This window comes from Pseudomonas caspiana, assembly GCF_040224095.2.
Classification (GTDB): domain Bacteria; phylum Pseudomonadota; class Gammaproteobacteria; order Pseudomonadales; family Pseudomonadaceae; genus Aquipseudomonas; species Aquipseudomonas caspiana.
The window spans coordinates 5090148-5114257 of record NZ_CP167995.1 but is presented as its reverse complement, the minus strand read 5'-3'; the positions used below and the strand labels follow the sequence as shown (position 1 = coordinate 5114257).

Annotated in this window: 23 protein-coding genes, 1 tRNA gene and 1 riboswitch; of the genes, 11 read left to right on the top strand and 13 right to left on the bottom strand. The window is 57.5% G+C overall.

Annotated elements, in window-relative coordinates:
* Window positions 1-28: 28 nt before the first annotated feature.
* The 4 genes from ABRP31_RS23210 (at window position 29) to mntP (ending at window position 4972) form a co-directional block, all read left to right on the top strand.
* Entirely contained in the window at window positions 29-1327 is a 1299-nt protein-coding gene (locus ABRP31_RS23210) for a sialidase family protein (protein ID WP_349973819.1), read from the top strand.
* Window positions 1324-1953 (top strand): hypothetical protein, encoded by a 630-nt coding sequence (locus ABRP31_RS23205; protein WP_349973820.1) that lies wholly within the window; start codon window positions 1324-1326, stop codon window positions 1951-1953. Before ABRP31_RS23210 ends, ABRP31_RS23205 begins: the two co-directional genes overlap by 4 nt.
* Window positions 1954-1976: 23 nt before the next feature.
* Complete coding sequence (locus ABRP31_RS23200; protein ID WP_349973822.1) at window positions 1977-4010, top strand: LTA synthase family protein; 2034 nt, start codon at window positions 1977-1979, stop codon at window positions 4008-4010.
* A gap of 219 nt (window positions 4011-4229) precedes the next feature.
* A riboswitch (yybP-ykoY riboswitch) is annotated at window positions 4230-4399 on the top strand.
* A gap of 6 nt (window positions 4400-4405) precedes the next feature.
* Window positions 4406-4972: a manganese efflux pump MntP gene (gene mntP, locus ABRP31_RS23195; RefSeq protein WP_349969595.1), complete on the top strand. Its 567-nt coding sequence runs from the start codon at window positions 4406-4408 to the stop codon at window positions 4970-4972.
* Window positions 4973-5116: 144 nt separating this feature from the next.
* Here the strand turns inward: mntP and ABRP31_RS23190 are convergent, their stop codons facing one another.
* The 5 genes from ABRP31_RS23190 to ABRP31_RS23170 all read right to left on the bottom strand — a co-directional run bounded on the left by ABRP31_RS23190 (window position 5117) and on the right by ABRP31_RS23170 (window position 9601).
* Window positions 5117-6616: a methyl-accepting chemotaxis protein gene (locus ABRP31_RS23190; RefSeq protein ID WP_349969597.1), complete on the bottom strand. Its 1500-nt coding sequence runs from the start codon at window positions 6614-6616 to the stop codon at window positions 5117-5119.
* A 276-nt stretch (window positions 6617-6892) separates the two neighbouring features.
* The gene (locus tag ABRP31_RS23185) at window positions 6893-8191 is read right to left on the bottom strand and encodes an NAD(P)/FAD-dependent oxidoreductase (RefSeq protein WP_087274543.1); all 1299 of its coding nucleotides are present in this window, start codon (window positions 8189-8191) and stop codon (window positions 6893-6895) included.
* A 72-nt stretch (window positions 8192-8263) separates the two neighbouring features.
* The gene (locus ABRP31_RS23180) at window positions 8264-8437 is read right to left on the bottom strand and encodes a DUF3094 family protein (RefSeq protein ID WP_087274545.1); all 174 of its coding nucleotides are present in this window, start codon (window positions 8435-8437) and stop codon (window positions 8264-8266) included.
* 28 nt (window positions 8438-8465) lie between these two features.
* Window positions 8466-8975, bottom strand: coding sequence for an MOSC domain-containing protein (locus ABRP31_RS23175; RefSeq protein WP_349969598.1), 510 nt, complete (start codon window positions 8973-8975; stop codon window positions 8466-8468).
* A complete protein-coding gene (locus ABRP31_RS23170) occupies window positions 8972-9601 on the bottom strand; it encodes a DUF1780 domain-containing protein (RefSeq protein WP_349969599.1) in 630 nt (209 codons plus the stop codon). The genes ABRP31_RS23175 and ABRP31_RS23170 overlap by 4 nt, the downstream gene beginning before the upstream one ends.
* Window positions 9602-10029: 428 nt before the next feature.
* On the opposite strand from ABRP31_RS23170, the gene ABRP31_RS23165 reads away from it, so the two are divergent.
* Both ABRP31_RS23165 and ABRP31_RS23160 read left to right on the top strand, forming a co-directional pair.
* Window positions 10030-10497 carry a hypothetical protein gene (locus tag ABRP31_RS23165; RefSeq protein ID WP_349969601.1) on the top strand — a complete coding sequence of 156 codons (468 nt, stop codon included), beginning with the start codon at window positions 10030-10032 and terminating at the stop codon, window positions 10495-10497.
* Window positions 10494-11180, top strand: a complete 687-nt coding sequence (locus tag ABRP31_RS23160) for an energy-coupling factor ABC transporter permease (protein WP_349969602.1) — start codon at window positions 10494-10496, stop codon at window positions 11178-11180. Before ABRP31_RS23165 ends, ABRP31_RS23160 begins: the two co-directional genes overlap by 4 nt.
* 127 nt (window positions 11181-11307) lie before the next feature.
* Here the strand turns inward: ABRP31_RS23160 and yacG are convergent, their stop codons facing one another.
* The 5 genes from yacG to pilB are packed head-to-tail and all read right to left on the bottom strand — an operon-like array spanning window position 11308 to window position 15914.
* Complete coding sequence (gene yacG / locus ABRP31_RS23155; protein WP_087274556.1) at window positions 11308-11508, bottom strand: DNA gyrase inhibitor YacG; 201 nt, start codon at window positions 11506-11508, stop codon at window positions 11308-11310.
* On the bottom strand, window positions 11505-12128 hold the full coding sequence (gene coaE, locus ABRP31_RS23150) for a dephospho-CoA kinase (protein WP_349969603.1): 624 nt from the start codon (window positions 12126-12128) through the stop codon (window positions 11505-11507). The genes yacG and coaE overlap by 4 nt, the downstream gene beginning before the upstream one ends.
* Window positions 12125-12997: an A24 family peptidase gene (locus ABRP31_RS23145; protein WP_349969604.1), complete on the bottom strand. Its 873-nt coding sequence runs from the start codon at window positions 12995-12997 to the stop codon at window positions 12125-12127. The genes coaE and ABRP31_RS23145 overlap by 4 nt, the downstream gene beginning before the upstream one ends.
* Before the next feature lie 2 nt (window positions 12998-12999).
* Entirely contained in the window at window positions 13000-14217 is a 1218-nt protein-coding gene (locus tag ABRP31_RS23140; protein WP_087274561.1) for a type II secretion system F family protein, read from the bottom strand.
* A 2-nt stretch (window positions 14218-14219) separates the two neighbouring features.
* Window positions 14220-15914, bottom strand: a complete 1695-nt coding sequence (pilB, locus tag ABRP31_RS23135) for a type IV-A pilus assembly ATPase PilB (protein WP_087274562.1) — start codon at window positions 15912-15914, stop codon at window positions 14220-14222.
* A gap of 224 nt (window positions 15915-16138) precedes the next feature.
* Between pilB and ABRP31_RS23130 the strand changes: the two genes are divergently transcribed.
* Window positions 16139-16561, top strand: a complete 423-nt coding sequence (locus tag ABRP31_RS23130) for a prepilin-type N-terminal cleavage/methylation domain-containing protein (RefSeq protein ID WP_349969605.1) — start codon at window positions 16139-16141, stop codon at window positions 16559-16561.
* Between the two features lie 71 nt (window positions 16562-16632).
* Window positions 16633-16706 (top strand) — tRNA-Thr (locus ABRP31_RS23125).
* Window positions 16707-16952: 246 nt separating this feature from the next.
* Here the strand turns inward: ABRP31_RS23125 and nadC are convergent.
* Window positions 16953-17801 carry a carboxylating nicotinate-nucleotide diphosphorylase gene (nadC, locus tag ABRP31_RS23120; RefSeq protein WP_087264928.1) on the bottom strand — a complete coding sequence of 283 codons (849 nt, stop codon included), beginning with the start codon at window positions 17799-17801 and terminating at the stop codon, window positions 16953-16955.
* A 361-nt stretch (window positions 17802-18162) separates the two neighbouring features.
* Between nadC and ABRP31_RS23115 the strand changes: the two genes are divergently transcribed.
* The 3 genes from ABRP31_RS23115 to ampE all read left to right on the top strand — a co-directional run bounded on the left by ABRP31_RS23115 (window position 18163) and on the right by ampE (window position 22013).
* Window positions 18163-20412: a DUF1631 domain-containing protein gene (locus tag ABRP31_RS23115; RefSeq protein ID WP_349969606.1), complete on the top strand. Its 2250-nt coding sequence runs from the start codon at window positions 18163-18165 to the stop codon at window positions 20410-20412.
* Window positions 20413-20611: 199 nt separating this feature from the next.
* On the top strand, window positions 20612-21160 hold the full coding sequence (gene ampD / locus ABRP31_RS23110; protein ID WP_087264926.1) for a 1,6-anhydro-N-acetylmuramyl-L-alanine amidase AmpD: 549 nt from the start codon (window positions 20612-20614) through the stop codon (window positions 21158-21160).
* 16 nt (window positions 21161-21176) lie between these two features.
* A complete protein-coding gene (gene ampE, locus ABRP31_RS23105) occupies window positions 21177-22013 on the top strand; it encodes a regulatory signaling modulator protein AmpE (RefSeq protein ID WP_087264925.1) in 837 nt (278 codons plus the stop codon).
* A 106-nt stretch (window positions 22014-22119) separates the two neighbouring features.
* Here ampE and ABRP31_RS23100 read toward each other — a convergent pair whose 3' ends face one another.
* On the bottom strand, window positions 22120-22920 hold the full coding sequence (locus ABRP31_RS23100) for a TatD family hydrolase (RefSeq protein WP_349969607.1): 801 nt from the start codon (window positions 22918-22920) through the stop codon (window positions 22120-22122).
* The gene (gene cra / locus ABRP31_RS23095) at window positions 22917-23912 is read right to left on the bottom strand and encodes a catabolite repressor/activator (protein ID WP_087264923.1); all 996 of its coding nucleotides are present in this window, start codon (window positions 23910-23912) and stop codon (window positions 22917-22919) included. Before cra ends, ABRP31_RS23100 begins: the two co-directional genes overlap by 4 nt.
* Window positions 23913-24110 lie beyond the last annotated feature (198 nt).

The window sequence follows — 24110 nt, the reverse complement described above, 5'->3', positions numbered from 1 at the left end:
TTTGCCTTCACGATTGTGATCACTCCCCATGCGACTGACTTCTTTCAATGTACCTGTCTTGAGTGCATACCTTGCGCTCGCTCTGATTTTCATCGGTGCCTGGTTCAGCCATCCCCAGCACAGCTTGTCCGGCTTCGCTGTTGCACCCGTTTTAACGCCGGTTTCGGGCGTTGCGGCAAAAGCCAGTTATAGCAGCCGTTTCGCGTCCTCTGATCTGGATGACTTTGTTCACTCGTCTGCGGTGACCGCCTTGCCCGGTGGCGACCTGATGTCGGTGTGGTTCGCGGGCTCTCGTGAAGGTGCGGGCGATGTGGAAATCCGCGCCTCGCGATTCGACGCACGTGCTGGCGAGTGGGGCGATGAGCAGGTGCTGGCAACGCGTCAGTCCACTCAGGAGGGCACCGGCAAGTACATTCGCAAACTCGGTAACCCGGTGGTTGCTTTGGCACCGGACCAGCGCTTGTGGTTGTTCTATGTCTCGGTCTCGGTGGGCGGCTGGGCAGGCAGTTCGGTCAACGTGATGGTCTCCGAGGACATGGGCAAGAACTGGTCGCAGCCTCGTCAACTGATCACCTCGCCGTTCCTGAACATCAGTACATTGGTGCGCGCCGCACCAGTGTTTCACGCTGACGGTTCGATCGGCCTGCCGGTTTACCACGAGTTTCTCGGCAAGTTTGCCGAGTACCTGTACCTGAGCGCCGACGGTGATGTGATCGACAAATTCCGTATCAGCCGCGGCAAGAACTCTCTGCAGCCAACGGTGGTGCCACTGGATGGCAAGCGCGCGGTCGCACTGCTGCGTTACGCGGGCAACACGCATCACAAAGTGCTCGCCAGTCGCACCGAGGATGGCGGTCAGACCTGGAGTGAACCGCTGCCTCTTGCGCCAAGCAATCCCAACTCCTCGCTGGCTGCAGTTGGCACGCCCGATCGCGGTCTGTTGGTCGCGCTGAATGACCTGCGCGACGGTCGTTTCAAATTGAGCCTTTATGGCACGGACGAGCAGATGGATCACTGGACCTCGCTGATCGATCTGGATAAGTCGCCCGATCCGCTGGGCAATCCGTTTTCCTTTGATGCCTACAAGGAAATCATCGGCGAAGGTTTCCGCGCCTCCAGCGGCGTGCGCCGTCATCCGCTTGAGGAAAAGTTCCTGAGCAATCTCGATCAGCGTGTGTGCTCGCCTCAAGGCTGCGACTTTGAGTATGAGTATCCGTACTTCATCCGCAGCCCCGACGGTCTCTACCACTTGGTTTATTCGTGGAATAACACCTTTATCAAACACGTCAGCTTCAATGAAGCCTGGCTGGCGGAGCAATTACTGTGATGTCTCTGTGGCAAGCTCATCTGTTTTTCAGCCTGACGTTGTTCATCGTGGCGGCTTCTTGGGTCGCTAACCTGAAGTGGCGCCTGATCATTCTGGCGAGTGCTTCAGTGCTGGGTTTTGTCAGTATCAATGGTCTTTCGCTGGCGGCGTACGTGCGCAGCTTTACCGACGATCTGGCGATCACGACCGCGATCGTCCTTGTCTGGCTCACCTTGCAGCGTCTGGGTGTGAAACTGCCTGGAGTCGGTCGACCTGGCACCGTCGTGGTGATCGTTTTTGCTGCGCTGGCACTGGTTCTCTATCCGGCCACATTAGGCCTCAGCTATAGCGATCCTTATCGCTTGGGCTTTAATCCGCGCCCTCTGATCATTGCCGTTGCAGTCATCGCTTTCGGCTTGCTGTACCTGCGCAATGGCTTGGGCGTCGTGATGTTGGCAGGCGCGACACTGGCCTTCGCAGTGCGTAGCAAGCCTTCGGAAAACTATTGGGATTATCTGATCGACCCGTTGCTGGCGTTGTATTGCTGTGTGGCGCTGGTGGTGATGGTCGTGCGTGGCATCTATCGTCGCTGGCGCAGTCGCCAGCCATCAACACTATCAAACGGCAAGCCGGTTTCGGGCTTGTGAGTGTAAGAGTCAAGGGGATGAAAATGGGTTGGCTGCAATCACGGCGCTTGCTGTATTGGCTGGGCGTGACCGTGCTTTTTTTGGTGCTGCTGAGTGTTTTGCGGCTGGTGTTTTTCTTCGGCTTCTCCGGCGTTGATCCTGCCAGCCTGAGCACTGACGCCACCGTCGCTCAGACGCTGGGCATTGGCTTTCGCTTCGATTTACGTTTGGCCCTGCTGTTGGCGTTACCCCTCGTCGTGCTGTTGTGGTTCCCCCGTTGGAATCTGCTGAGCGTGAGGATGCTGCGCTGGTTGGCGCGGGGGTACCTCGCCGTTGTATTGGCGCTGGTCACTCTGATCTACATCGTCGATTTTGGTCATTACGCGTATCTGGGTGTGCGGATCAACGCCAGTGTTATGCGCTATCTGGACGACGCGCAGATTTCCCGGGACATGCTCTGGCAAACCTATCCAGTGCTGTGGATCACCGCCAGTTGGCTCGCCGGTATCGGGGTGATAATCGCGGCGTTCATCGGGCTGGAGCAGATTACCCTTGAGCGCCAGGCCAAACCGATCACGCGTTGGTCTGCCGCATTTGGCGCAGTACTGGTGACGTTGGCCACTTTATTGGGGCTGCTGGGTCGCGTTGAAAACCTCAATCTGGAGAACCCGGTCCCGCTGCGTTGGAGTGACGCGTTCTTCTCGGGAAACAGTCAGGTCGCCGCGCTGGGTTTGAATCCGGTGCTGTTCCTCTATGACACGCTCAAGGTAGGGCAGTCGCGTTATGACGAAGAGGTAGTACGCCGCCATTATTCTGTGGTCGCTGATTACCTGGGCGTCGATAAACCAGACCCACAAAGCCTGAACTTCAAGCGTCAGCAAGACGTGCAGCCTTACAACGTGGCTGCTACCCGGCCGCCGAACGTAGTGTTTGTGATGCTTGAGTCCTTGGGCACCAGTGCTGTGGGGGCGTATGGCAACCCGCTCAATCCGACCCCTAATCTGGATCGGCTGGCTGAGCAAAGCTGGTTCTTTCGGCATTTCTACGTGCCGGTTACCGGAACCGCCAAGACCGTGTGGGCAAGCATTACCGGGGTTCCCGACGTTACACGTCAGGAAACCGCAACCCGGCACCCGATGCTGACCCGGCAAAATACGCTGATCAACGATTTCAAGGGTTACGAGAAGCTGTACATGATTGGCGGCAACTCTGGTTGGGCCAACATGAACGCGCTGATCCGCCGCAGCATCGTCGACATTCGACTGTATGACGAGCGTGACTGGCGTTCGCCTGTGGTGGATGTGTGGGGGATTTCCGATCTGGATCTGTTCAAGGAAAGCGACCGAATCCTGCGCGCGCTGCCCAAGGATCAGCCGTTTTTCGCCTATTTGCAGACGGCAGGCAATCACCGGCCGTTTACCATCCCTAAAGAAAACGACGGTTTTGAAGTCAGCAATCTGAGCCTCGAGCAAGTGCAGGCAGCGGGTTCGCGCAGCGTGGAGCAATACAACGCAGTGCGCTTGCTGGACTTCAATATCGGGCGGCTGATGGAGCTGGCCAAGGCGGGCGGTTACTACGAAAACACGATTTTTGTTCTGTTTGGCGACCACAACACCCGTATCAGCCAGATCCCGCATATGCCTCCGGCATTTGAGCAATTGGGCCTGGAGAGCAACAACGTGCCGATGTTGATCCACGCACCAGGCCTGATAGGGACGAAGGTTGTCGAGGAGGCGGTCGGGTTGGCGGACTTGTTGCCAACCGTGGCGGGTATGGCAGGGATTCCGTTCAGCAACGGTGCCATGGGCCGGGATATCCAGCAGCCTGCACCTGAAGGTGAGCGCGTCGTGCCGTTGGTGCTGCGCGAAGGTACTTTCCCGTTGATCGGTGGTGTCACCCGGCACTTTTTACTGCAAATGGAACACGACGGCACCTCGCCGACGCTGCATGACCTGGCCTCGGCAACTCCGTTGGAGGATGTTGCAGAGCGGCACCCGGAGGAGTTCAGTCGCCTGCGAGCGCTGACCCTGGGGCTGCATGAGAGTGCGCGGTTGATGTTGTATCGGAATGTGCAGTGACGTTATTAACTTCACATGACGGTTTGAATTGGAGTGCATTCCTTGTGGGAGCTGGGCTTGCCCGCGATAAGGCTGGATGCGATCTGAAGTGAATCGCGTCCAGCCTTATCGCGGGCAAGCCCAGCTCCCACAGGAATAGGGTTACTCAGATAAATCGCGTATCGCCCCGAAACTTGTGAACCGTTTGACGATATTTTCATGCCCTGAACGGGTATGATGCCCACCTTCGTTGGGGAGTAGCCTGCTGCTGAGTGACGTCAGCAGCGTTCGTATCAACATTCTCGGCAGCAGCCGTGGTACGAGCACCTTTTGGTTGGCGAGACCAGCGACATATCCATGCCTAAAGTCGGGCGTGTGGATGTGTCGTTGACTCATAGCCCGACTGGAAGTAAACCGTGAGCCCCATCTCCCTCATATTTGTCGCCTTGGCCATGTCCACGGACGCTTTCGCAGCGGCCATCGGTAAAGGCTCCAGCCTGCACAAACCGCGCTTTATCGAAGCGTTACGTACCGGTCTTATCTTCGGCGTGATTGAAGCCATCACGCCCGTTATCGGCTGGGCCATCGGTAATGCCGCGAGCAGCTTCGTCGAAAGCTGGGATCACTGGATCGCCTTTACGCTGCTGCTGATTCTCGGCTTGCACATGATCTACAACGGCGTGAAGCAGGATGATGAAGAGCCAGAGGAAAAGGCCGGTCAGCATTCGTTCCTGATTCTCGCTGTCACTGCTTTTGCCACCAGCATCGACGCGCTTGCCGTCGGTGTCGGCCTTGCTTTTGTGGACGTGAACATTCTCGTCGCAGCCGCTGCAATCGGTCTGGCTACCATGACCATGGTGACGATTGGTGTGATGTTGGGCCGGGTACTGGGGACGATGGTCGGCAAGCGCGCCGAGATCATTGGCGGCTTGGTGCTGATACTGGTGGGCGCGACGATCTTGTACGAACACTTGTCGGCTTGATTTCTGATTTGTATCAATTCCTGTAGGAGCTCACCGAGGTTACGAGGCCAGCGATAGCGGTTTGTCTGACACTCCTCGATCGCTGGCCTCGTAACCTCGGTGAGCTCCTACAGTCCAATGTTTGCTGTTCAACCCGTTAAGGCCTTAACCCTTCACCGCAAACGCCGCGCCCAGCGCCTGAAGCCGGTTAGCCATTGGCAAAAGGTCTTCGCTGCACTGAATAAGGGTTACGACATCCGTGGCATTGTTCTGCGCAATGGCGTGGACGGTTGTCAGGCGATCATTGATGCCCACCGATGCAGCGGATTGCTGTTCGGTGGTGCCCGCGATCATCACGTTCAACCGGTGGATTTCCAGCACATCGGCGACGGTGCTTTTCAACAGTTCGGAGCCCATTTGGCTAGCCTGGACGCAGCGCTCGACTTCTTCGCCGCTGTTACGCATCGAGTCCGCAGCGGTGCGGCTTTCCTTCTGCAATGATTCGACGATCTGGCGTATCTCTTCCACCGAGCCTGCGGTTTTCTGCGCCAGGCCGCGAACTTCATCGGCAACCACGGCAAACCCTCGGCCCTGCTCACCCGCGCGGGCAGCCTCAATGGCGGCATTGAGCGCCAGCAAATTGGTTTGTTCGGCGATTTCGCGGATCACGTTGATCACCTTGCCAATCTTTTCTGCCTGCTCTGCCAGCGATTGCACGCTCTGGTTGGCGCCGCTGATGGACGACTCCAGGTTGGAGATGTCCTTGCTGGCCTGGTCGACTGATTCGCGACCTTTGACCAATTGCTCATTGGCCTTGTTGGCACCCTGATGCGCTTCGCTGGCGTGTTGCGAGATGTCATCCAGTGCCGTGGTGAGCATTTGCATTGAGTGAGCCATGCGAGTGATTTCTGCCAGTTGCTGCTGGGCGCCTTTGTCCAGCGTTTCGCCTGCGACCGACAGCTGGCGACCCATGTCGCTCAAACCGCTGGTTTCATGAATCACGCCACCCACGGTATTGGTGATCAACGCCAGGAATTCATCAAAGCGCTGGGAGGAGTGCATGCCGGCGCGGCTTTCAGTAACGCCTGCTCTTTTATCCAGACGCGCAGCGGCCTGAAGGATTTTGTCCAGCAGATCCTGGTTCTCGCTGGCTTCGCGATGGCTGTGGATGGCGAGATAAATCAGGATAGCGCTTTCAGCGACGACATAGGCGGCATGGATGAAGACCACATCCCAACCGCCGTGATGCTGCATCACGTAAACCGGATAACCTGCATGCTGCAGCACATGGAAGAGTAGATGGTGAACAGCGATGGTCGCGGCAGCCACGACAATGGGCAGCCAGTCCCGGTAGAACGTCAGCACCGCCAACAGCGCGAAAATACCGAAGTGGACTTCGATGAGGCCTTGCGTCTGATTGATGTGCAGACCGGACATGACCATCAGGGCCACGCCCGTCAGGCAGCGAAACAAGCGAGTACCGCGCAGGACGGGATACAACGCAGTCATCCCGAGGGCAGTGCCGCCACCGACCAGAACGGCTTGGCCGAAAGTCGAGTGAAGTGTCGCCAGCCCCAAGGCGTAGACAAAACATAGCCACAAAAGCCCGAGCATGATGCGGTCGGCTTTACGGTAATGATCGGTAAAACGAGGCACCGTCGACATAGCGCAAATCCTCAACATCCATTTCATGGAACCGCATGAACGCCGAGTATGCCTGTGTCTATGGGACTAAAGAAGCGATATGCCATTACTGGCGCTGTCGCGCGCCATACAGTAGACCTGTAGGAGCGCACGAGCACCGCGAGGCCGCGATAGCGTTGTATCAGACGGGACGCTATCGCTGCCTCGCGGTGCTCGTGAGCTCCTGCAGAAAAATAGCGATGCGTCAGCGTTAACGCTTTCGCAGCCTTCGGCAGCCCTTACAGGGAAGGGCGGTTATTAATGCAACTTCATTCTCGGCTCGGTCCCTTTGCCGATACGGCTGCCGAGCATCAGCATCAGGGTGCGGAAGGTGCCATACAGCGCCATTTGGTGCATGCGATACAAGGAGATGTAGAACATGCGCGCCAGCCAGCCTTCGAGCATGACGCTGCCGGTCAGGTTGCCCATCAGGTTACCCACCGCCGAGAACTTCGACAGGGAGATCAGCGAGCCGTAGTCGGTGTATTTGTAGTCCGGCAGCGGCTTGCCTTCAATACGCAGTTTGAGCGATTTGACCAGCAGCGACGCTTGCTGATGCGCGGCCTGGGCGCGCGGCGGGACGTTGCGATCCGAGCCTTTTTGCGGGCAGGCTGCGCAGTCACCAAAGGCGAAGATGTTTTCATCGCGAGTGGTTTGCAGCGTTGGCAGCACTTGCAACTGGTTGATGCGGTTGGTTTCCAGCCCGTCGATTTCCTGCAGGAAACCGGGTGCACGAATGCCCGCTGCCCAGACCTTGAGCGTGGCCGGGATCACCAGGCCGCTCGCAGTGATCAGCGAGTCGGCAGTCACTTCACTGACGGCCGCATCGGTCAGCACTGTGACGCCAAGCTTCTCCAGGGTTTTATGCACAGGCCCGCCGATGCGTTCCGGCAGTGCAGGCAATACACGTGGGCCGGCTTCGATCACAGTGATGCGCAGGTTTTCCGGCTTGATGCGGCCCAGTCCGTAAGCAGCCAGCTCGTGAGCGGCGTTATGCAGTTCAGCCGCCAGCTCAACACCCGTCGCACCTGCGCCAACGATGGCCACGGTGATTTCCTGAGCGGTGTCGGTTTGCCCGGCGTGGGCGCGCAGGTAGTGATTGAGCAGTTGTTGGTGGAATTTCTCGGCTTGTTTACGCGAGTCCAGAAACAGGCAGTGTTCGGCTGCGCCCAGCGTGTTGAAGTCGTTGGTGGTGCTGCCGACTGAAATCACCAGCGAGTCATATTCCAGACTGCGCGCAGGAACAAGTTCCAGACCGTCTTCATCCAGAGTCGCTGCCAGATGAATCTGTCGTGCTTCACGGTTCAGCCCGGTCATTTTGCCCAACTGAAACTGGAAGTGGTTCCACTTGGCCTGAGCCACGTAGTTCAGCTCATCTTCATAGGAATTGAGCGAGCCCGCGGCGACTTCGTGCAGCAGCGGTTTCCAGATGTGGGTCAGGTTGGCGTCGACGAGAGTCACGCTGGCTGTGCCTTTTTTGCCCAGGGTCTTACCCAGGCGGGTGGCCAGCTCCAGACCGCCAGCGCCGCCGCCAACGATGACAATACGATGAGTCATAGGGATATCTCATAAGGTTTAAGGAATTCGGGGGGAGTGGGTCTATCTGCGCGAGCACTGTTTTGCTGCTGCTCATAGCGTCAGATAACTCAACAAACGGCTCAACAAGCCAAGGCCAATCACCACCGCAACCACCACGCTCAGGAGCAGCCATGGCCGAAAAGGCCGGCGCTCGACTTGATGCTGGGGGGCTTGCAGGTACTCTTCGACACGCTTTTGGTCTTCGGGTTTCAGGTGACTGGACATAGGAGCCTCAGAAAAGAGGGCAACTGCGTTATTCGACAATCAGTTCGAGCGGTTCGACCCGTAACGAATCATCTAGACGAATGATGCCGCTTTGTATCACTCGTGCGGTAATTCCGCCATGCCCACGTACCGCCTGAAAGGTCCCATGGCCAAGACGTTGCTCCAGCCGCGCACAAGGTTGGCACCAGCCGGTGGTCTCGAGGATCGCCTGACCGATTTTGAATCGACGGCCTTTGAGGCTGAACAGGTTGATGCCGCTGATCACCAGGTTGCGGCGCAGGTCCTGCGGCACGATGGGTTGATCCTCAGCGCGATTCAGCAAGGAGCTGACCACCGCCAGATGTTCCCATTGAATCAACGTGACCTGCCGCGCATTGCGAGGGCCGGGGCGCGCATGATCGCCGGTCAGACCTGCTTCGCGGCGAGCTTCCACCGCCTCCAGCTCAACCATTTCGCCACGGGATTCAGGGCGCACCCCGATCCAGCGCACCCGACCGGTTTGCGGTACGTCGGCCAACAGCTCTTGCAGAGGGCTCATAAACTGATTCCAACATCAAAGACTACGCTGCGCCCCAGATTGGTCCGTAGAAAATCCGGTGCATCGGGATGGGCATACAGCACTCGGGCAAAGGTCGGCCCGACCAGTGACAGCGAGCGCCAGCCCTGGCGCAGATATTCGGTGGGCGGCGGGAAGTGGCTGTTCAAATCCAGCACTTCGCGTTTAAGGCTGGCGAACGCAATGATGTCCAGCTGTCCTGTATCAATGCTGCGTTCGTTGTAGTTACTGGCTTTTTTACGCAACGTCGGCCCCAGGCGCTGTAGCAGCTCACTGGCAGGAATACGTTTGGGCTTGGCTTCGCGGCGCACGAGTTGGCTCAGGGAAAACGCGCCACGCCTTCGCGCCAGTTCTTCACGCCATTCGTCGTTCAGGCGTCGGCCTTCATCGAGGACAAAAAATACTTCGAAACAGGCATCACGAAACAGCACATCCGGCGGTTCCTGCCCGGCAGCGGTGAAGTCTTCGTGACGATGCGGGATGTTCAAACCCTGCAGTAAACGCTCACAAACCCATCGCTCACGCTCCCACTTTCGCGCATTGGAAAGAAACGCGTTGGCTTGTTCGGCCTGGATCGTGAGCAGGCGAAGGTAGTCTGAGTCATCCATGGGCCAAGCTTAGCGTTCTAATAGCTACAACTGGAAGATGCTGCTACGCATTTCGAATACAGCACAGGTAGAAGCGGCCCCGATCGTCAGAGCAGTGCTCTGGCTTGCGGCAAACATAGGACCTGTAGGACCGAAGGCTGCGATCGCGGTGTGTCAGGATAAATGCTTCGCAGCCTTCGGCAGCTCCTACAGAAAATGCATTTCAATCCAGCAGTTTGGCTTTTGTTTGATGAGCGCGCGCGTGCACGCGATCGAGTTGGCATAGGCGCTGACAAGTGCGTTCTCTGCGGCAGATTGCGTTTAATTAGGCTCCAGACCCAAACCAAGGGAGGGCTCGTCGGTGTTGCGACCCGACATGGATCAGCCAACTCCGCACCCATTTGGGCTATGGTGTTGGTTTTCCCATCCCTCTCAGGAGAGTTGCACCCTTGAAGCTTTGGCCCATTCTGCTGTTGATCCTGTTGCCATTCACCGCTCAGGCCATGGAAATCGGTGACCCGGTACCGACCTGGAGCCTGTTGGATCAGTTTGATGAGCCGTACGTGATGAACCCGCAAAAGACCCAGACGATTCTGGTCGCCAGCAGCATGAGTGCGGGCAAGATCATGGAGAAGGCGCTCAAGGACAAGCCCAAAGGTTTTCTGGAGGCCCGACATACTGTGTTCATCGCCAACATCGAGCCAATGCCAGCGTACGTCACCAAATTTTTTGCCGTGCCTAAAATGCGCAGGACCTATTCTTATCGGGTAGCCCTTGACCGCGAGGCGCAGATCGCACCGGGTTATGGCGGCGACGCGGCTGCCGTTCAGTGGTTGCAACTCAAAGATGGCAAGTTGCTTGAGCGTCGTGAATTCAACGGTCCCGATGCACTTCGCGAGGCACTCGAAAAACCATGATCGGCGCGCAGGTCCTGACACCGCAAGCAATGACCCTGGCGTGGTTGTTGTACTTGCCGGTGTTGGCCTGGGCGGTCTGGCGTTCACCGTGGGTGGAGTTGTTCACGGACAACCGCCGTCAGCATCTGTTGTTCGGCACTGTGTTTGCGTTGTTCCTGCTGTGGCTTGTCAGGCGGGACTTCGAGACCGGTGTGTCATATCACTTCATCGGCATGACCGCGGTGACGTTGCTGCTGGACTGGCCTCTGGCGATTCTCGGCGGGTTGGCGGCGCAAGTCGGGCTGCTTACCCTGGGCCGTCAGGACCTGGCTGCGCTGGGCGTCAACGGCCTGCTGTTTATCGGCTTGCCGGTACTGGTGACCGAAGCGTGCGCGGTATTGGTGGAGCGGGCACGGCCTAAAAGCCCTTTCGTTTACATATTCTGTTCGGGGTTTCTCGCAGCCGTCCTGGCGGCGTTGATGTGCTTGCTGTTGGCGCTGGGCTTGCTCTGGCACGAAGGGATGTTCGAGATGCCGATCTGGCTGGAGGATTTCGCGGGCTATCTGTGGCTGATCATCTTTCCCGAAGCCTTCATCAACGGCATGGTCATCAGCGCGTTAGTGGTGTTCAGCCCCGAGTGGCTGGAGACATTCAACCGCACGCGCTATCTGTCAGCGCCCTGGAAGGATAGCGGGGACAGATGACTGAGCCTTTATATTGGCACGGGACCGTCGCGGGACCGGCTTTAGCCGGGAAGGCTGCGTGACTGACAACAAAAATGTATTGAATGCACTGGCCTCTTCCCGGCTAAAGCCGGTCCCACAGGGGCGATTAATGGCGTTCAGGCAAATCACCGGAAAACATTTCATCTTCGGCATCCGGGCTGACCGGAATGGCGTGTTCTTCGGACGCCCATGCGCCCAGGTCGATCAGCTTGCAGCGTTCGGAGCAGAACGGCCGGGCAGGGCTGGCTGCGCTCCATTCCACTGGGGCGCCACAGGTTGGGCAATCGACGGTCATTGGTTGGCTCATGATTGGCCTCCGGGCAAAGTTAAATAAAATTGATGCAGACGCGAGACTTCGCTTTGCAGCCAGGCAGCATCCCGGTCATTGACCAGTACATCATCGGCACGACTCAATCGATCTTCGCGATTGGCCTGGGCCTGGATAATCGCCTGGACTTGTTCCTGGCTGGAGCTGTCACGCAGCATGGTGCGTTGGACCTGCACCTGCTGCGGTACGTCAATCACCAGCACGCGCTGGGTGGTTTTCCACTGGCCGGACTCAACCAGCAGTGGGGAAACCAGAATCGCGTAGGGCGAAGTGGCGCTGGCAAGATCGCGCTGAATCTCCTTGGCGATCAACGGATGCAGCAGGGCTTCAAGCCAGCGGCGCTGTTCGGCATTCTCGAAAATCAAACCGCGCAGGGCACCGCGATTCAGCGTGCCATCGGCATTCAGCACCGTTGGCCCGAAGTGCTCGGCAATCAGCGCCAACGCAGGACGACCAGGTTCAACCACCCAGCGCGCCGCGTGGTCGGCGTCGACCACATGGATGCCCAGATCAATGAAGCATTGCGCTGCGGCGCTTTTACCGCTGCCAATGCCGCCAGTAAGGCCGAGAATCCAGGGTTTTTTAGCGGTTGGGTTCATCTGAATCCGGCGAATTGCAAATAGGAGTCGGTTATTTGACCACCCCAGAGCAAAGCGATCCAGCCTGCGATGGCCAGATAGGGACCGAAGGGGATCGGCGTGCTGGTTTCGGCATTGCGCAAACGCAGCATGATCAGCCCCAATACAGCGCCCACCAGCGATGACAGCAGAATGGTCAACGGCAGGATCTGCCAGCCACCCCACGCCCCGAGCATCGCCAGTAATTTGAAGTCGCCATGGCCCATGCCTTCCTTGCCGGTAATCAGTTTGAACAGCCAGTACACCGACCACAACACCAGATAACCCGCCACCGCGCCCCAGAGAGCGTCGCCCAAGGTCGTGAGCACGCCGAATGAGTTAACGATCAGGCCCATCCACAGCAGCGGTAACACCAAGTCATCAGGCAGCAACTGGTGGTCGGCATCGATCAGACTCATGGCCAGCAAGCCCCAGCTCAGTACCAGCATCGCCGCAGCAGCCCAGCCGAAACCGAAGTGCCAGGCGACGTAGCCGGACAGCAGGCCGCAGGCCAGTTCTACTAACGGATAGCGCTTGCTGATCGGTGCCTTGCAGCTTGAACACTTGCCACCCAGAAACAGATAACTGATCACCGGCAGGTTTTCCCACGGGCGGATTTGATGGGCGCAATGGGGGCAGCGCGAGTGGGGCAGGATCAGGTTGAAGGTCTCGCTTACTGGCTCGGCGGGCAGCTTGAGCATTTCCCTGGATTGAGCCTGCCAGTCGCGCTCCATCATGATCGGCAGACGGTAGACCAGCACATTGAGAAAGCTGCCCACCAGCAAACCAAGAATCAGCGCGGATAAAACAAAGGCCAGCGGTGAGCTGGCCAGGAAATCAACAAGGGACATATTCAGACAACGCTTCCGAGTTTGAAGATAGGCAAGTACATAGCGATCACCAGACCGCCAACGATCACGCCGAGGATGGCCATGATCATCGGCTCCATCATGCTGGTGAGGTTGTCGACCATGTTGTCGACTTCATCCTCGTAGTAAGTGGCGACTTTATCGAGCATGGCGTCCAGCGCACCTGACTCCTCGCCAATCGCGGTCATCTGAATCGCCAGGCTGGGAAACACACCGGTGGCGCGCATGGAGAAGTTGAGCTGCATACCGGTGGAAACATCCTGCTTGACCTTGTTCACCGCGTTGCGGAACACGACGTTGCCGGTCGCTCCGGCTACGGAGTCCAGCGCTTCGACCAACGGCACCCCAGCGGCAAAGGTTGTGGACAGGGTACGAGCGAAACGGGCGATCGAAGACTTGAAGAGCAGCGGGCCGATAATCGGGAGCTTCAGCAACTTGCGATCAACGCTGTCGCGGAAGTTCTGTGATCCTTTGTAACTGCGTCGGAACAGGAAAATACTGGCGAACATCAACCCAAGGATGATGAGCCACCAATCCTGAACGATTTTCGAGAGGCCGATGACCATCAGGGTGAACGCGGGCAGCTCTGCACCAAAGCCGGCAAAGATGTCCTGAAATTTCGGCACCACGTACAGCAGCATGATCCCGGAAACCACAAACGCCATGATCATTACCATGATCGGGTAAGTCATTGCTTTCTTGATCTTGGCTTTGAGCGCTTCGGTCTTTTCCTTGTAAGTTGCTACCCGGTCCAGCAAGGCTTCCAGCGCACCCGCCTGTTCACCAGCGTCGACCAGATTGCAGTACAAGTCGTCGAAGTATTGCGGTTTCTGCCGCAGAGCGGTAGCGAAGCTGTTACCCGCGGCGACTTCGCTTTTTATTTCCTCGATCAGCTTGCGCATGTTCGGGTTTTCCGAACCCTCGGCAATGATGTCGAAGGACTGCAACAGCGGTACTCCGGCTTTCATCATGGTCGCCATTTGCCGGGAGAAAAACGCGATATCCAGCGGTTTGATTTTTTTCCCGGAGCCGAAGATCGAAACCGGTTTCTTGCGCACTTTAGTCGGGTTGATGCCCTGCTTACGCAACTGCGCTTTGATCAGCGCCGGATTGTGGCCGGTCAGTTCGCCGGTCATCTTCGCGCCTTTCTTGTCCGTACCTTCCCAAGTAAAAACGATAGCTTTCGCCGCTTTGCTGGCCATGATCAGTCCTTGGTCACGCGGTTGACTTCTTCCAGGCTGGTGACGCCCTGCATGGCTTTGATCAAGCCTGAAGTGCGCAGGTCATTAAAGCCGTCCTTGCGCATTTGAGCGGAGATATCCAGAGAGTTGCCTTCTTCCATGATGATGCGCTCCAGAGCCGGGGTCTTCTTGACCACCTCGTAAATCCCGACGCGGCCCTTGTAACCGCCGTTGCACTGATCGCAGCCTACGGCAGTGTAGATTTTGAAGGTGCCGACTTTGTCTTCCGGGAAGCCTTCCTTGATCAGGGTTTCGCGGGGTATGTCTGCTTCCTTCTTGCAGTGCGGGCAGAGTTTGCGCGCCAGACGCTGGGCAATGATCAGGTTGATGGCCGTGGCAATATTGAAGGCGGCCACGCCCATGTGATGCAGGCGGGTCAGGGTTTCTGCTGCGCTGTTGGTGTGCAGGGTGGAAAGCACCATATGCCCGGTCTGCGAAGCCTTGATCGCAATTTCGGCGGTTTCCAGGTCACGAATCTCACCGACCATGATTACGTCAGGATCCTGACGCAGGAACGCACGAAGTGCCTGGGAGAAGTCCATTCCTTGACGCGGATTGACGTTGACCTGGTTAACGCCTTCAAGGTTGATCTCGACCGGATCTTCAGCGGTTGAAATGTTGATGTCCACGGTGTTGAGGATGTTCAAGCCGGTGTACAGCGACACAGTCTTACCCGAACCAGTAGGGCCGGTGACCAGAATCATGCCTTGCGGCTGCTTGAGCGCCTCCAGATACAGGGCTTTCTGCTCCGGTTCATAGCCCAGTGCGTCGATGCCCATTTTCGCCGTGGTCGGGTCGAGCAGTCGCATCACGATCTTTTCGCCCCACAGCGTCGGCAGGGTGTTCATCCGGAAATCAATGGCTTTGGTTTTCGAAATGCGCAATTTGACCCGGCCATCCTGCGGCTTGCGGCGCTCGGAAATATCCAGGCTGGCCATGACCTTCAAACGCGCTGCGATGCGGCTGGCGAGGTGGATCGGCGGTTTGGCCACTTCATGCAGGATACCGTCGGTGCGTAGCCGGACCCGGAAGGTTTTTTCGTAAGGCTCGAAGTGCAAGTCGGAGGAGCCCAGGCGAATGGCGTCCATCAGCATTTTGTTGACGAAACGCACCACCGGCGCGTCGTCGGCATCGTCCTGACCGAGAGAGGTTTCCTTGGTGTCGCTGCCCGACACCACTTCCAGGCTGAGATCGACATCACCCATGTCGCCCAGAGCCGAGTGGCCGTCGAAGAATTTTTCGATGGCGTCGGTGAGCTTGTCGTCCTCCACCAGAATCGCTTCGATAGCCAGCCCGGTGCTGAACTGCAGATCGGTTATGGCCTGTTGATTGGCTGGGTCGGAGATGCCGATATAGAGCTTGTTGGCACGTTTCCAGAGCGGCAGGGCATGATGCTGGCGGATGAGTTTTTCACTCACCAAACCCTTGGGCTGCTCTTCTTTATTAAGGCAATTGAGGTCGAGAAAGGGCAGGCCGAAATGGTCCGAGGACATTTCGGCCAGAACCAGCGCCCTGACCAAGCGGTTTTGCACCAGATAACTGATCAGCGAAACCTTGTCGCGCCGGGCTTGCTGATAAGCCTGTTGCGCCGCTTTTTCAGTCAGAAGTTCGGCAACTACCAATTGTTTGGCCAAACCGCTCAGAACAACATCACTCATAACACCACCAACCCCAGACAGTATCTGGTTTATAGCGTAGTCAGGCGGCGCTGCCAATGATGCACGGCAAGGTGACCAAAATTGTCAGTTAGTGATCATGCAGGGAAGCGCAATTGCGCAGTCAATCAAAGGATTAGCAATAAAGGAGGATTGAAGAGCGTTTGGCATGACCTATGCTTTGGCACAGGCAAGCAACACCTTATTGACGCACCGGAGCAGTACCTATGAAAGCACAAAAAGGTTTTACGTTGATCGAGTTGATGATCGTAGTAGCGATCGTCGGTATTTTGGCTGCTGTGGCGATTCCGTCGTATCAGAACTACACCCGTAAGGCGGCGTACTCGGAAGTGCTTACGGCCATGGCTGCTATAAAAACAGGTATGGGCGTCTGCTTGTCCCAGGCCGCTGCGCTTACTGACTGCGATACCGCTGCTGAAATCGGTGTAACTTTGCCTCCTGTTTCAACTGTGGGTGCTGTGAACAACATTGCGATTGGAGCCGGCACTATCACCGCAACTCCTAACGCCTATAAAGGCATTGCAACTACCGATTCGTGCATACTCACAGCTCCTTTGCCTGTTGCTGGCGCACCTTTGGTATGGACATACTCGGGTAACTGCGTAACCAACGGCTACGTTCGTAACTAAACCGCTTAATGTCTTAGCCAGTGCGGCTAGTGCTTGTTCATCGTATTGCAGGCACTAGCCTTACCTGACTAGCCGAAATAGCTCTGTCCGATAGAGCAGCGCACTCGTAACGCGAAGGTCGCAGGTTCGATTCCTGTTTTCGGCACCGTAGACCCAAAAAGCCCGATCCAGATGGATCGGGCTTTTTCGTTTGGGTGGCATTGTTAGTGCGTGATGCCCATGAACAGACTGAATCCAGACTCAGGTCCCTGACACCCCGATCCCGCGGGTCAAATACTCTATCTGTAGGAGCGCACGAGCACCGCGAGGCCGCGATAGCGGTGCATCAGACAGAACGCTGTCGCGGCCTCGCGGTGCTCGTGCGCTCCTACAGGTCTGTTCCGTATTGACCTCAAAGACTCAACCGCATCGACAAATCCACCGCCTTCACGTCCTTGGTCATCGCACCAATCGAGATGTAGTCCACACCTGTTTCGGCAATCACCAGCAGCGTGTCGTCGTTGATCCCGCCGCTGGCTTCCAGCTTCGCTTTGCCTGCATTGAGGCGAACGGCTTCGCGCATGTCGTCGAGGCTGAGTTCGTCGAGCATGACGATGTCGGCTCCGGCATCCAGCGCTTCGCGCAGCTCGGCGAGACTTTCCACCTCGATCTCCACCGGTTTGCCTGGGGCGATCTTGTGCGCAGCGTTAATGGCCTGGGCGATCCCACCACAGGCAGCGATGTGGTTTTCCTTGATCAGGAAGGCATCGAACAACCCGATGCGGTGGTTATGGCAGCCGCCGCAAGTCACCGCGTATTTTTGCGCGAAGCGCAGGCCCGGCAGGGTTTTGCGGGTGTCCAGCAGCTTGACCTGGGTATTGGCGACCATGTCTGCGTAATGCCGCGCTTTGGTCGCGACGCCTGAGAGCATCTGCAAGAAGTTAAGCGCGCTGCGCTCACCCGTCAGCAACGAACGCGCTGGACCTTCCAGGTGGAACAGCGCCTGGTTCGGCTGCACCCGATCGCCATCCACCACCTGCCAGTGCACCGCAACTCGCGGATCCAGTTGGCGGAATACCGCATCCACCCAGGCCGTTCCGGCAATCACTGCGGCATCTCTGGAGATAACCGTGGCTTTGGCGAGACGTTCGGCGGGGATCAACTGAGCAGTGATATCGCCACTGCCGACGTCTTCCAGCAACGCACGGCGCACGTTGGCTTCGATTTCGGCGGTGAGGGTGGCGAGTTGTAGATTCGGCATAGCGGACTCCATTTCAGGTGGGCCGAGTATAAGGCAAGTTGCCCACGGAACTCACGGCACCCCATCTATAACGGGCCTCTGCGGTTCTCAAACGAATGACAGTTGGTCGGTTTTTTACATTCCGTTGCGATGGATTGCATTTTTCGCGGTCTATCCCTGCACGCGTCAAACCGCCAGCGGGCGGCGAAATGTAAAGAAGCAGGCAGCGCTGGCAAATTGGATATATTTTGAAAGATGATGCGACTTGTAATTGACGTCACGCTTTTGACGTGTGGCGAAATGAATTGGGGGATCGCCTCGCAGGTAAGGGAAGATGCCCGGCTTGCGATGAGATCGAGGATGCCTTCTGGCAGGTGGCTTGATGCAAAACGACGAGAATGTTGTGCCGTTAACTAAAGCAAATACCGACCAGACGGCTAATTCGTCCCTCGCGCGGTTGCCCGTCGTTTTGTTGCAGGTTCGCGACAAGGCTGCTCAGCAACTCAAGGATGCTTTGCAGGAGCTGTTCGATAACGCGGATGACACGCTGTTCGAGATGGCGGATCGCGCGCACAACAATTCTGAGCAAAACACTTTCTTTGAAGCCATGCGCGACCTGCGCCTCAAGCGTAAAAGCATCGAGCGAGCGTTTCTCGACAAGTTTTACGACGCCTTTTTACGCCTTGGCCAATATCAGGTTACCGAGCCGGTCATCGCCGCGCCGGTGTCGTTCGACAAGCTTTCGCTGGTGCATAACGACGATCTGGAAAAGACCGTGGCTGTCGATGCGATGGTCACCAAGGTCCTTAGCCGTGACGGCACTGCGCTGGCCCAATTGACCACACGCCTGAACCAGCTGGTTACCCAGCCCTTGAGCAACGAAGCCAACCCGATGGGGCCGGCGATGTTGTGTGATTATTTCTTGCAGGCCGGGCGCAGTCTCGGCGTGGGCATCAAGGTCAAACTGATCTTGCTCAAGCTGTTTGAAAAGTATGTGCTGGCCGACGCTGATGACTTGTACGGCGAAGCCAACCAACTGCTGATAGCCACCGGCGTGCTGCCTGAGCTGAAGGCCGTGCCTGCGCGTCGCTCTACTGATCGCAGCGCCCGGCCAAGCCGTAGCGTCGAGCCATTCGCCGATCCGGCTCTGGCCCAGACGGCAGACAAACTGGACAAAGGTGTCCAGGACGTTTTTTCTGCCTTGCAGGAGTTACTGCTGCAGGTGCGCGGCAACCTTGCGCCGCGTCACGAGCCAAACGCCGAATCACGGCCTATCTCTAGCCATGACTTGCTGCGTCTGCTGTCACATATGCAGCAGTACGTCCCTTCTTCGGATCTGCCCGACGATTTCGACCTGCGCAATCAGCTCGAACAACTGCTCACTCGCGTCAGCATGAAGAGCGGCAAAGTCCGGGTGGTGGGTGTCGGTGATGAAGATGTCATCAATCTGATTGCGATGCTTTTCGAGTTCATCCTGGATGACCGCAACCTGCCATCGTCGCTGCGTGCGCTGATTGGTCGGTTGCAAATCCCGATGCTCAAAATCGCCGTGATCGACAAGAGCTTTTTCAGTCGTGGCAGCCACCCTGCGCGGCGACTGCTTAACGAAATTGCCTCGGCGGCGCTGGGTTGGGGCGGGCGTGATGACTATCAACGCGACTCGCTCTATGTCCGCGTTGAGCAGATTGTGCAGCGTCTGCTGAACGACTTTGTAGACGACCCGGCAATCTTCTCCGAGCTATTGGTGGATTTCCTCGCCTTTACCAGCGATGAGCGTCGTCGTAGTGAGTTGCTTGAGCAGCGCACCCGTGATGCCGAAGAAGGTCGGGCGCGTGCCGAGTTGGCCCGTCAGCGGGTGCAGCAGGAATTGAATCAACGTCTGCTGGGCAAAATCCTGCCTGAGGTGGTCGTGCGTTTGCTGCAAGAGGCCTGGAGCAAGGTGTTGCTGCTGACCTGCCTCAAGCATGGTGACGACTCTGTTGAGTGGCAGGCCGGCCTGGCCGCGATGGACGATCTGATCTGGAGCGTCGAGCTGCATGAAGAGCCGGAAGCCAGGCAGCGTTTGCTGGATCTGGTGCCTGGCTTGCTCAAGGCGTTGCGTGAAGGCCTGACCAGCGCCGCGTTCGATCCGTTTGCCACCAGCGAATTCTTTAGCCAGCTGGAAGCGTTGCATGTGCAAGCGTTTCAGCATTTCTCGCGCCAGCAGGATGAATCAGCCCCTGGCGTGCCGGATTCCGCTGAAGCCGAGGATGCGCACGGCCCGGCGATGATTCAGGTGGTCGAGGAAATCGTCTTGATCGCGGCTGGCGATCAACCGTTCAACGAGCCTGCACCACGCTTGCCCGAAGACGACGCAGGTCTGGCGCAGGTCGATAAACTGCGTTTGGGCGGCTGGGTGGAAATTCAGGAGGACGAAGAGCACAAGCTGCGTTGCAAGCTGGCTGCCATCGTTGAGCCGAGCGGGCGTTATGTCTTCGTCAACCGCACCGGCATGAAGGTTCTGGAAAAGACCCGTATGGGGCTGGCAATGGAATTCCGTCGCGGCACCATCCGCATGCTCGACGACGCGCTGCTGTTTGATCGCGCACTGGAGTCAGTGCTGGGTAACCTGCGCAAGCTCAAGGGCGCATAAGGTTGCACCGCACAAACCTGTAGGAGCCAACTTGTCGGCGAGGCCTCATGTCTGACATCGCCTCGCCAGCAAGTTGGCTCCCGCACGTGAACGCCGCACCAGACCCTTCCTACCCAATCCTCATCCATTTACACCCTCCCTATTTTTCTCATAGCGGGCATACTTGCCCTCTGTCGATTTATCCGCGCAAGGAACCTTCATGCAGCTCGATTGTGCAAGCGGCTGGTGCCACGGCATCCATCACTGCCCATCGCCCAACTTCAATGCACGCCCTGCGGGTGAAGTCTCATTGTTGGTGATTCACAACATCAGCCTGCCGCCTGCCCAGTTCAAAACCGGCAAGGTGCAGGCTTTTTTTCAGAACCAACTGGATGTCACCGAGCATCCGTATTTTGAAGGGATTGCAGATCTACGCGTGTCGGCGCATTTTCTGATTGAGCGGGACGGGGAGGTGACTCAGTTCGTTTCCTGTCTTGATCGGGCGTGGCATGCAGGCGTGTCGAATTTTGAAGGGCGGGAAACGTGCAATGACTTCTCCATTGGTATCGAGCTTGAAGGCACTGATGAGCAGCCGTTCACCGACGCGCAATACTCGGCCTTGATAGATCTGACTCGCCAGTTACAGTCTGCGTATCCGGCGATCAGCAGTGCACGGATCTGTGGCCACAGCGACATTGCGCCAGGGCGAAAGACTGATCCGGGCCCATTTTTTGACTGGTTGCGTTTCAAAGCGGCCTTGCAGGCTTGAAGTGAGGGACAGGTAAATGAGTTTTCTGGTGTTACTGCTGGCAGTGTTGATCGAGAAGTTTTCTGCCCTGCGTGAGCGAGTCCAGCGTGACGGTATGTGGCGAGCCGAACTGGCCAGGCTTGAAGCCAGTCCGCGTATGGCTTCACATCCCTGGCTGATTCTCGGGCTGAGCGTCCTGCTGCCAGTATTGCTGTTGGCATTGATTCTGGTGGTGCTGGGTTCGGTCGCCAACGGCTGGCTGGCACTGCCGGTGCACTTGCTGGTCTTGATCTACAGCCTGGGCCGGGGCGATCTGATCGCTGCGCTCGGGCCGTTCCGCGATGCGTGCCGTCGCGGTGATGCGCAGGCAGCGGTGCACGTTGCTGAACGCGACATGGGTGTACTGGCGGACAACAGCGAAGAGTTGCTCAAAGGCGTGCAGGGCCATTTGTTGTGGCAGGCCTATCAAAGTTTCTTTGCGGTGATTTTCTGGTACTTCCTGCTGGGGCCGGTCGCCGCACTGGCTTACCGTTTGCTGGCACTGGCTGCCGAGCATGCCAAGACGCCCGGAGTGGCGGAAAATGCCGCCCAATTGCGCCACGCTTTCGACTGGATTCCGGTTCGTCTGCTGGCGGCGAGCTTCGCCCTGGTGGGTAACTTCGTCGCGGTCAGTCGAGTCATGCTGCATGAACTGCTCAACTGGGACATCAGCGCCGCGCAACTCATTGCGAAAGTCGGCTGCGTGGCAGGCGAGGTACCTGCGCCGGTGGTGGGGGCCGAAGGCGTAAACAGTCTCGATGTGCTGTGGGAATTGCTAATCCGCGCCGCGATTGTTTGGTACGCCGGGTTTGCGTTGTGGACGTTGCTGGTTTGAGCTTTCAACGCTATCGATCTGTAGGAGCTGCCGCAGGCTGCGAATAGGGCGTGTCCGATGGTTTGCTTCGCAGCCTGCGGCAGCTCCTACAGAGACGCTTTCCAATTCAGTGACTTTGCTGTTCGTTCCACCCAAACAACTCACACGCATTCCGTGTACTCACCTCAGCCAACCGCTCAGGCGCAACATTCATCAACCCAGCCAGCGCCTTACAAATATCCGGCAAATGCTCCGGGCTGTTGCGTTGGCCGGGATACATGGCCGGGGCCATGTCGGGCGAGTCGGTTTCCAGCACAACGCTCTCCAGCGGCAGCTCAGCGATCACCCGGTGCATGCGCAGCGCTTGTGGCCAGGTCGCGGCACCGCCAAGGCCGAGTTTGAAACCCAGCTTGATGTACTCCCGCGCTTCTTCTCGACTTCCGGCAAACGCATGGATGATGCCGCTGCGCTTGAGTTTGAAGCGCTTGAGCGTGGCGATCACATCCGCATGGCTGCGGCGTACATGCAGCAGCGCGGGCAAATCAAAATCCGCCGCGAGTTGAAGTTGCGCCTCGAACACATCCTGCTGATGCTGACGATCGAGGCTTTCAACGTAGTAATCCAGACCGATTTCTCCCACTGCGCATAATTGCGGATGGCCTTGCAGGCGAGTCAACCAGTCGGCCAGTTGATCGAGGTGTTCCGGCTGATGCTCGTCGATATACACCGGATGCAGACCGAACGCGGCGTGCAGTGACGGGCTCTCCAACGTCAGGTCCCAGACGCGCTGCCAATTGCGCTCATACACACCCAACACCACCATGCGTTCGACGCTCAGGGTTCGGCAGTGGTCGAGAACCGCTGCGCGATCGGCGTCGAAATCATCGAAGTCCAGATGAGTGTGGGTGTCGATGAGCCTCACCTTCAATCCTCGTGAATGCGCTGTTTGAAGGTCCGTACGATGGCGTGTACGCCCGGCTCGTACTGGTTTTTTTCAATCGCGGCCAACGCAAGATCCAGCGCAGCGCTGGCGATCAATTGATGTTGCTGCGCCATGGCGTTGACCGGCAGCGGCAGGAAGTCCAGCAACTGCGTGTCACCAAAGGTGCCCAGGTGGAACTGGTCCGGATTCACCGCGCGACGTTGCAGTACATCGAAAACGCCCTGCAACAGCACGTAAGAGGTGGTGACCAACGCGTCCGGAAAATATCCAAGACGGTCAAAAATGCCCTGCATCAACTGTTGGCCGCACTGCCTGCTGAACGCCTCGCCGTGCTCGATGATCACCGCGCCTTCAAAGCCAGCCAGCGCATCCTCGAAACCGCTGGCCCGAGCCCGGCTGATGCTCAGCTCCGGTCGGGCGCCAATCAGCGCGATGTGCTTGGGGTGGGTTTGTAGCAGGCTGCGGGTCAGTTGCAGGCTGGCGTCATGGTCGTCACTGACGACTGAGCAGAAGTGTTTGGGGTCCATTTCCCGGTCGATAGCGATAACCGGCAAGCCTTTATCCTGCAGCTCGCGATAGCTGTCGTCGCTGGCTGGCAGGCAGCTTGCAACAAACAGCGCATCGCAGCGCCGGGCCCGGAACAGCTGTAACAGTTGCAGCTCACTGATGGGATCATCGTCGGAGCTGGCGATCAGCAGCTGATAGCCGTGCGCGCGTGCACCTTGTTCCAGCAACTTGGCGATCCGCGCATAACTGGGGTTTTCCAGGTCAGGCAGGATAAATCCAAGGGTTCGGGTATGACGGCTGCGCAAGCCTGCGGCCTGAGGGTTTGGGCGAAAGCCGTGTTCTTCAACCACAGCCTGAACGCGCTCGACAGTGGCGTTGCTGATGCGCTGCTGTTCGGCCTTTCCGTTGATCACGTAACTGGCCGTGGTGACGGACACTCCCGCCAGACGTGCAATATCACTGAGTTTCACTCGTGATTCCTTTTGTTATGGATGCCTCATCAGAGAAGATTTTCACCGAAAGTGGCTGATCTGCACAGCAGACCATGGTCCACCTCAATGTTCTCAGGTTTATTTACGCTTTGCCGGGCAACATTGGACCGGGTGCACTTCAACCGATGGAGATAATCGAGTAACGTGCCGCTCAATTAGATTAAACGTTTCAGCAAC

Coding starts and splice junctions, on each gene's coding strand:
- ABRP31_RS23210 (WP_349973819.1), top strand. CDS start 29: ATGCGACTGACTTCTTTCAATGTACCTGTCTTGAGTGCATACCTTGCG.
- ABRP31_RS23200 (WP_349973822.1), top strand. CDS start 1,977: ATGGGTTGGCTGCAATCACGGCGCTTGCTGTATTGGCTGGGCGTGACC.
- ABRP31_RS23190 (WP_349969597.1), bottom strand. CDS start 6,616: ATGTCGACGGTGCCTCGTTTTACCGATCATTACCGTAAAGCCGACCGC.
- ABRP31_RS23185 (WP_087274543.1), bottom strand. CDS start 8,191: ATGACTCATCGTATTGTCATCGTTGGCGGCGGCGCTGGCGGTCTGGAG.
- ABRP31_RS23180 (WP_087274545.1), bottom strand. CDS start 8,437: ATGTCCAGTCACCTGAAACCCGAAGACCAAAAGCGTGTCGAAGAGTAC.
- ABRP31_RS23175 (WP_349969598.1), bottom strand. CDS start 8,975: ATGAGCCCTCTGCAAGAGCTGTTGGCCGACGTACCGCAAACCGGTCGG.
- ABRP31_RS23170 (WP_349969599.1), bottom strand. CDS start 9,601: ATGGATGACTCAGACTACCTTCGCCTGCTCACGATCCAGGCCGAACAA.
- ABRP31_RS23160 (WP_349969602.1), top strand. CDS start 10,494: ATGATCGGCGCGCAGGTCCTGACACCGCAAGCAATGACCCTGGCGTGG.
- yacG (WP_087274556.1), bottom strand. CDS start 11,508: ATGAGCCAACCAATGACCGTCGATTGCCCAACCTGTGGCGCCCCAGTG.
- coaE (WP_349969603.1), bottom strand. CDS start 12,128: ATGAACCCAACCGCTAAAAAACCCTGGATTCTCGGCCTTACTGGCGGC.
- ABRP31_RS23145 (WP_349969604.1), bottom strand. CDS start 12,997: ATGTCCCTTGTTGATTTCCTGGCCAGCTCACCGCTGGCCTTTGTTTTA.
- ABRP31_RS23140 (WP_087274561.1), bottom strand. CDS start 14,217: ATGGCCAGCAAAGCGGCGAAAGCTATCGTTTTTACTTGGGAAGGTACG.
- pilB (WP_087274562.1), bottom strand. CDS start 15,914: ATGAGTGATGTTGTTCTGAGCGGTTTGGCCAAACAATTGGTAGTTGCC.
- ABRP31_RS23130 (WP_349969605.1), top strand. CDS start 16,139: ATGAAAGCACAAAAAGGTTTTACGTTGATCGAGTTGATGATCGTAGTA.
- nadC (WP_087264928.1), bottom strand. CDS start 17,801: ATGCCGAATCTACAACTCGCCACCCTCACCGCCGAAATCGAAGCCAAC.
- ABRP31_RS23115 (WP_349969606.1), top strand. CDS start 18,163: ATGCAAAACGACGAGAATGTTGTGCCGTTAACTAAAGCAAATACCGAC.
- ampD (WP_087264926.1), top strand. CDS start 20,612: ATGCAGCTCGATTGTGCAAGCGGCTGGTGCCACGGCATCCATCACTGC.
- ampE (WP_087264925.1), top strand. CDS start 21,177: ATGAGTTTTCTGGTGTTACTGCTGGCAGTGTTGATCGAGAAGTTTTCT.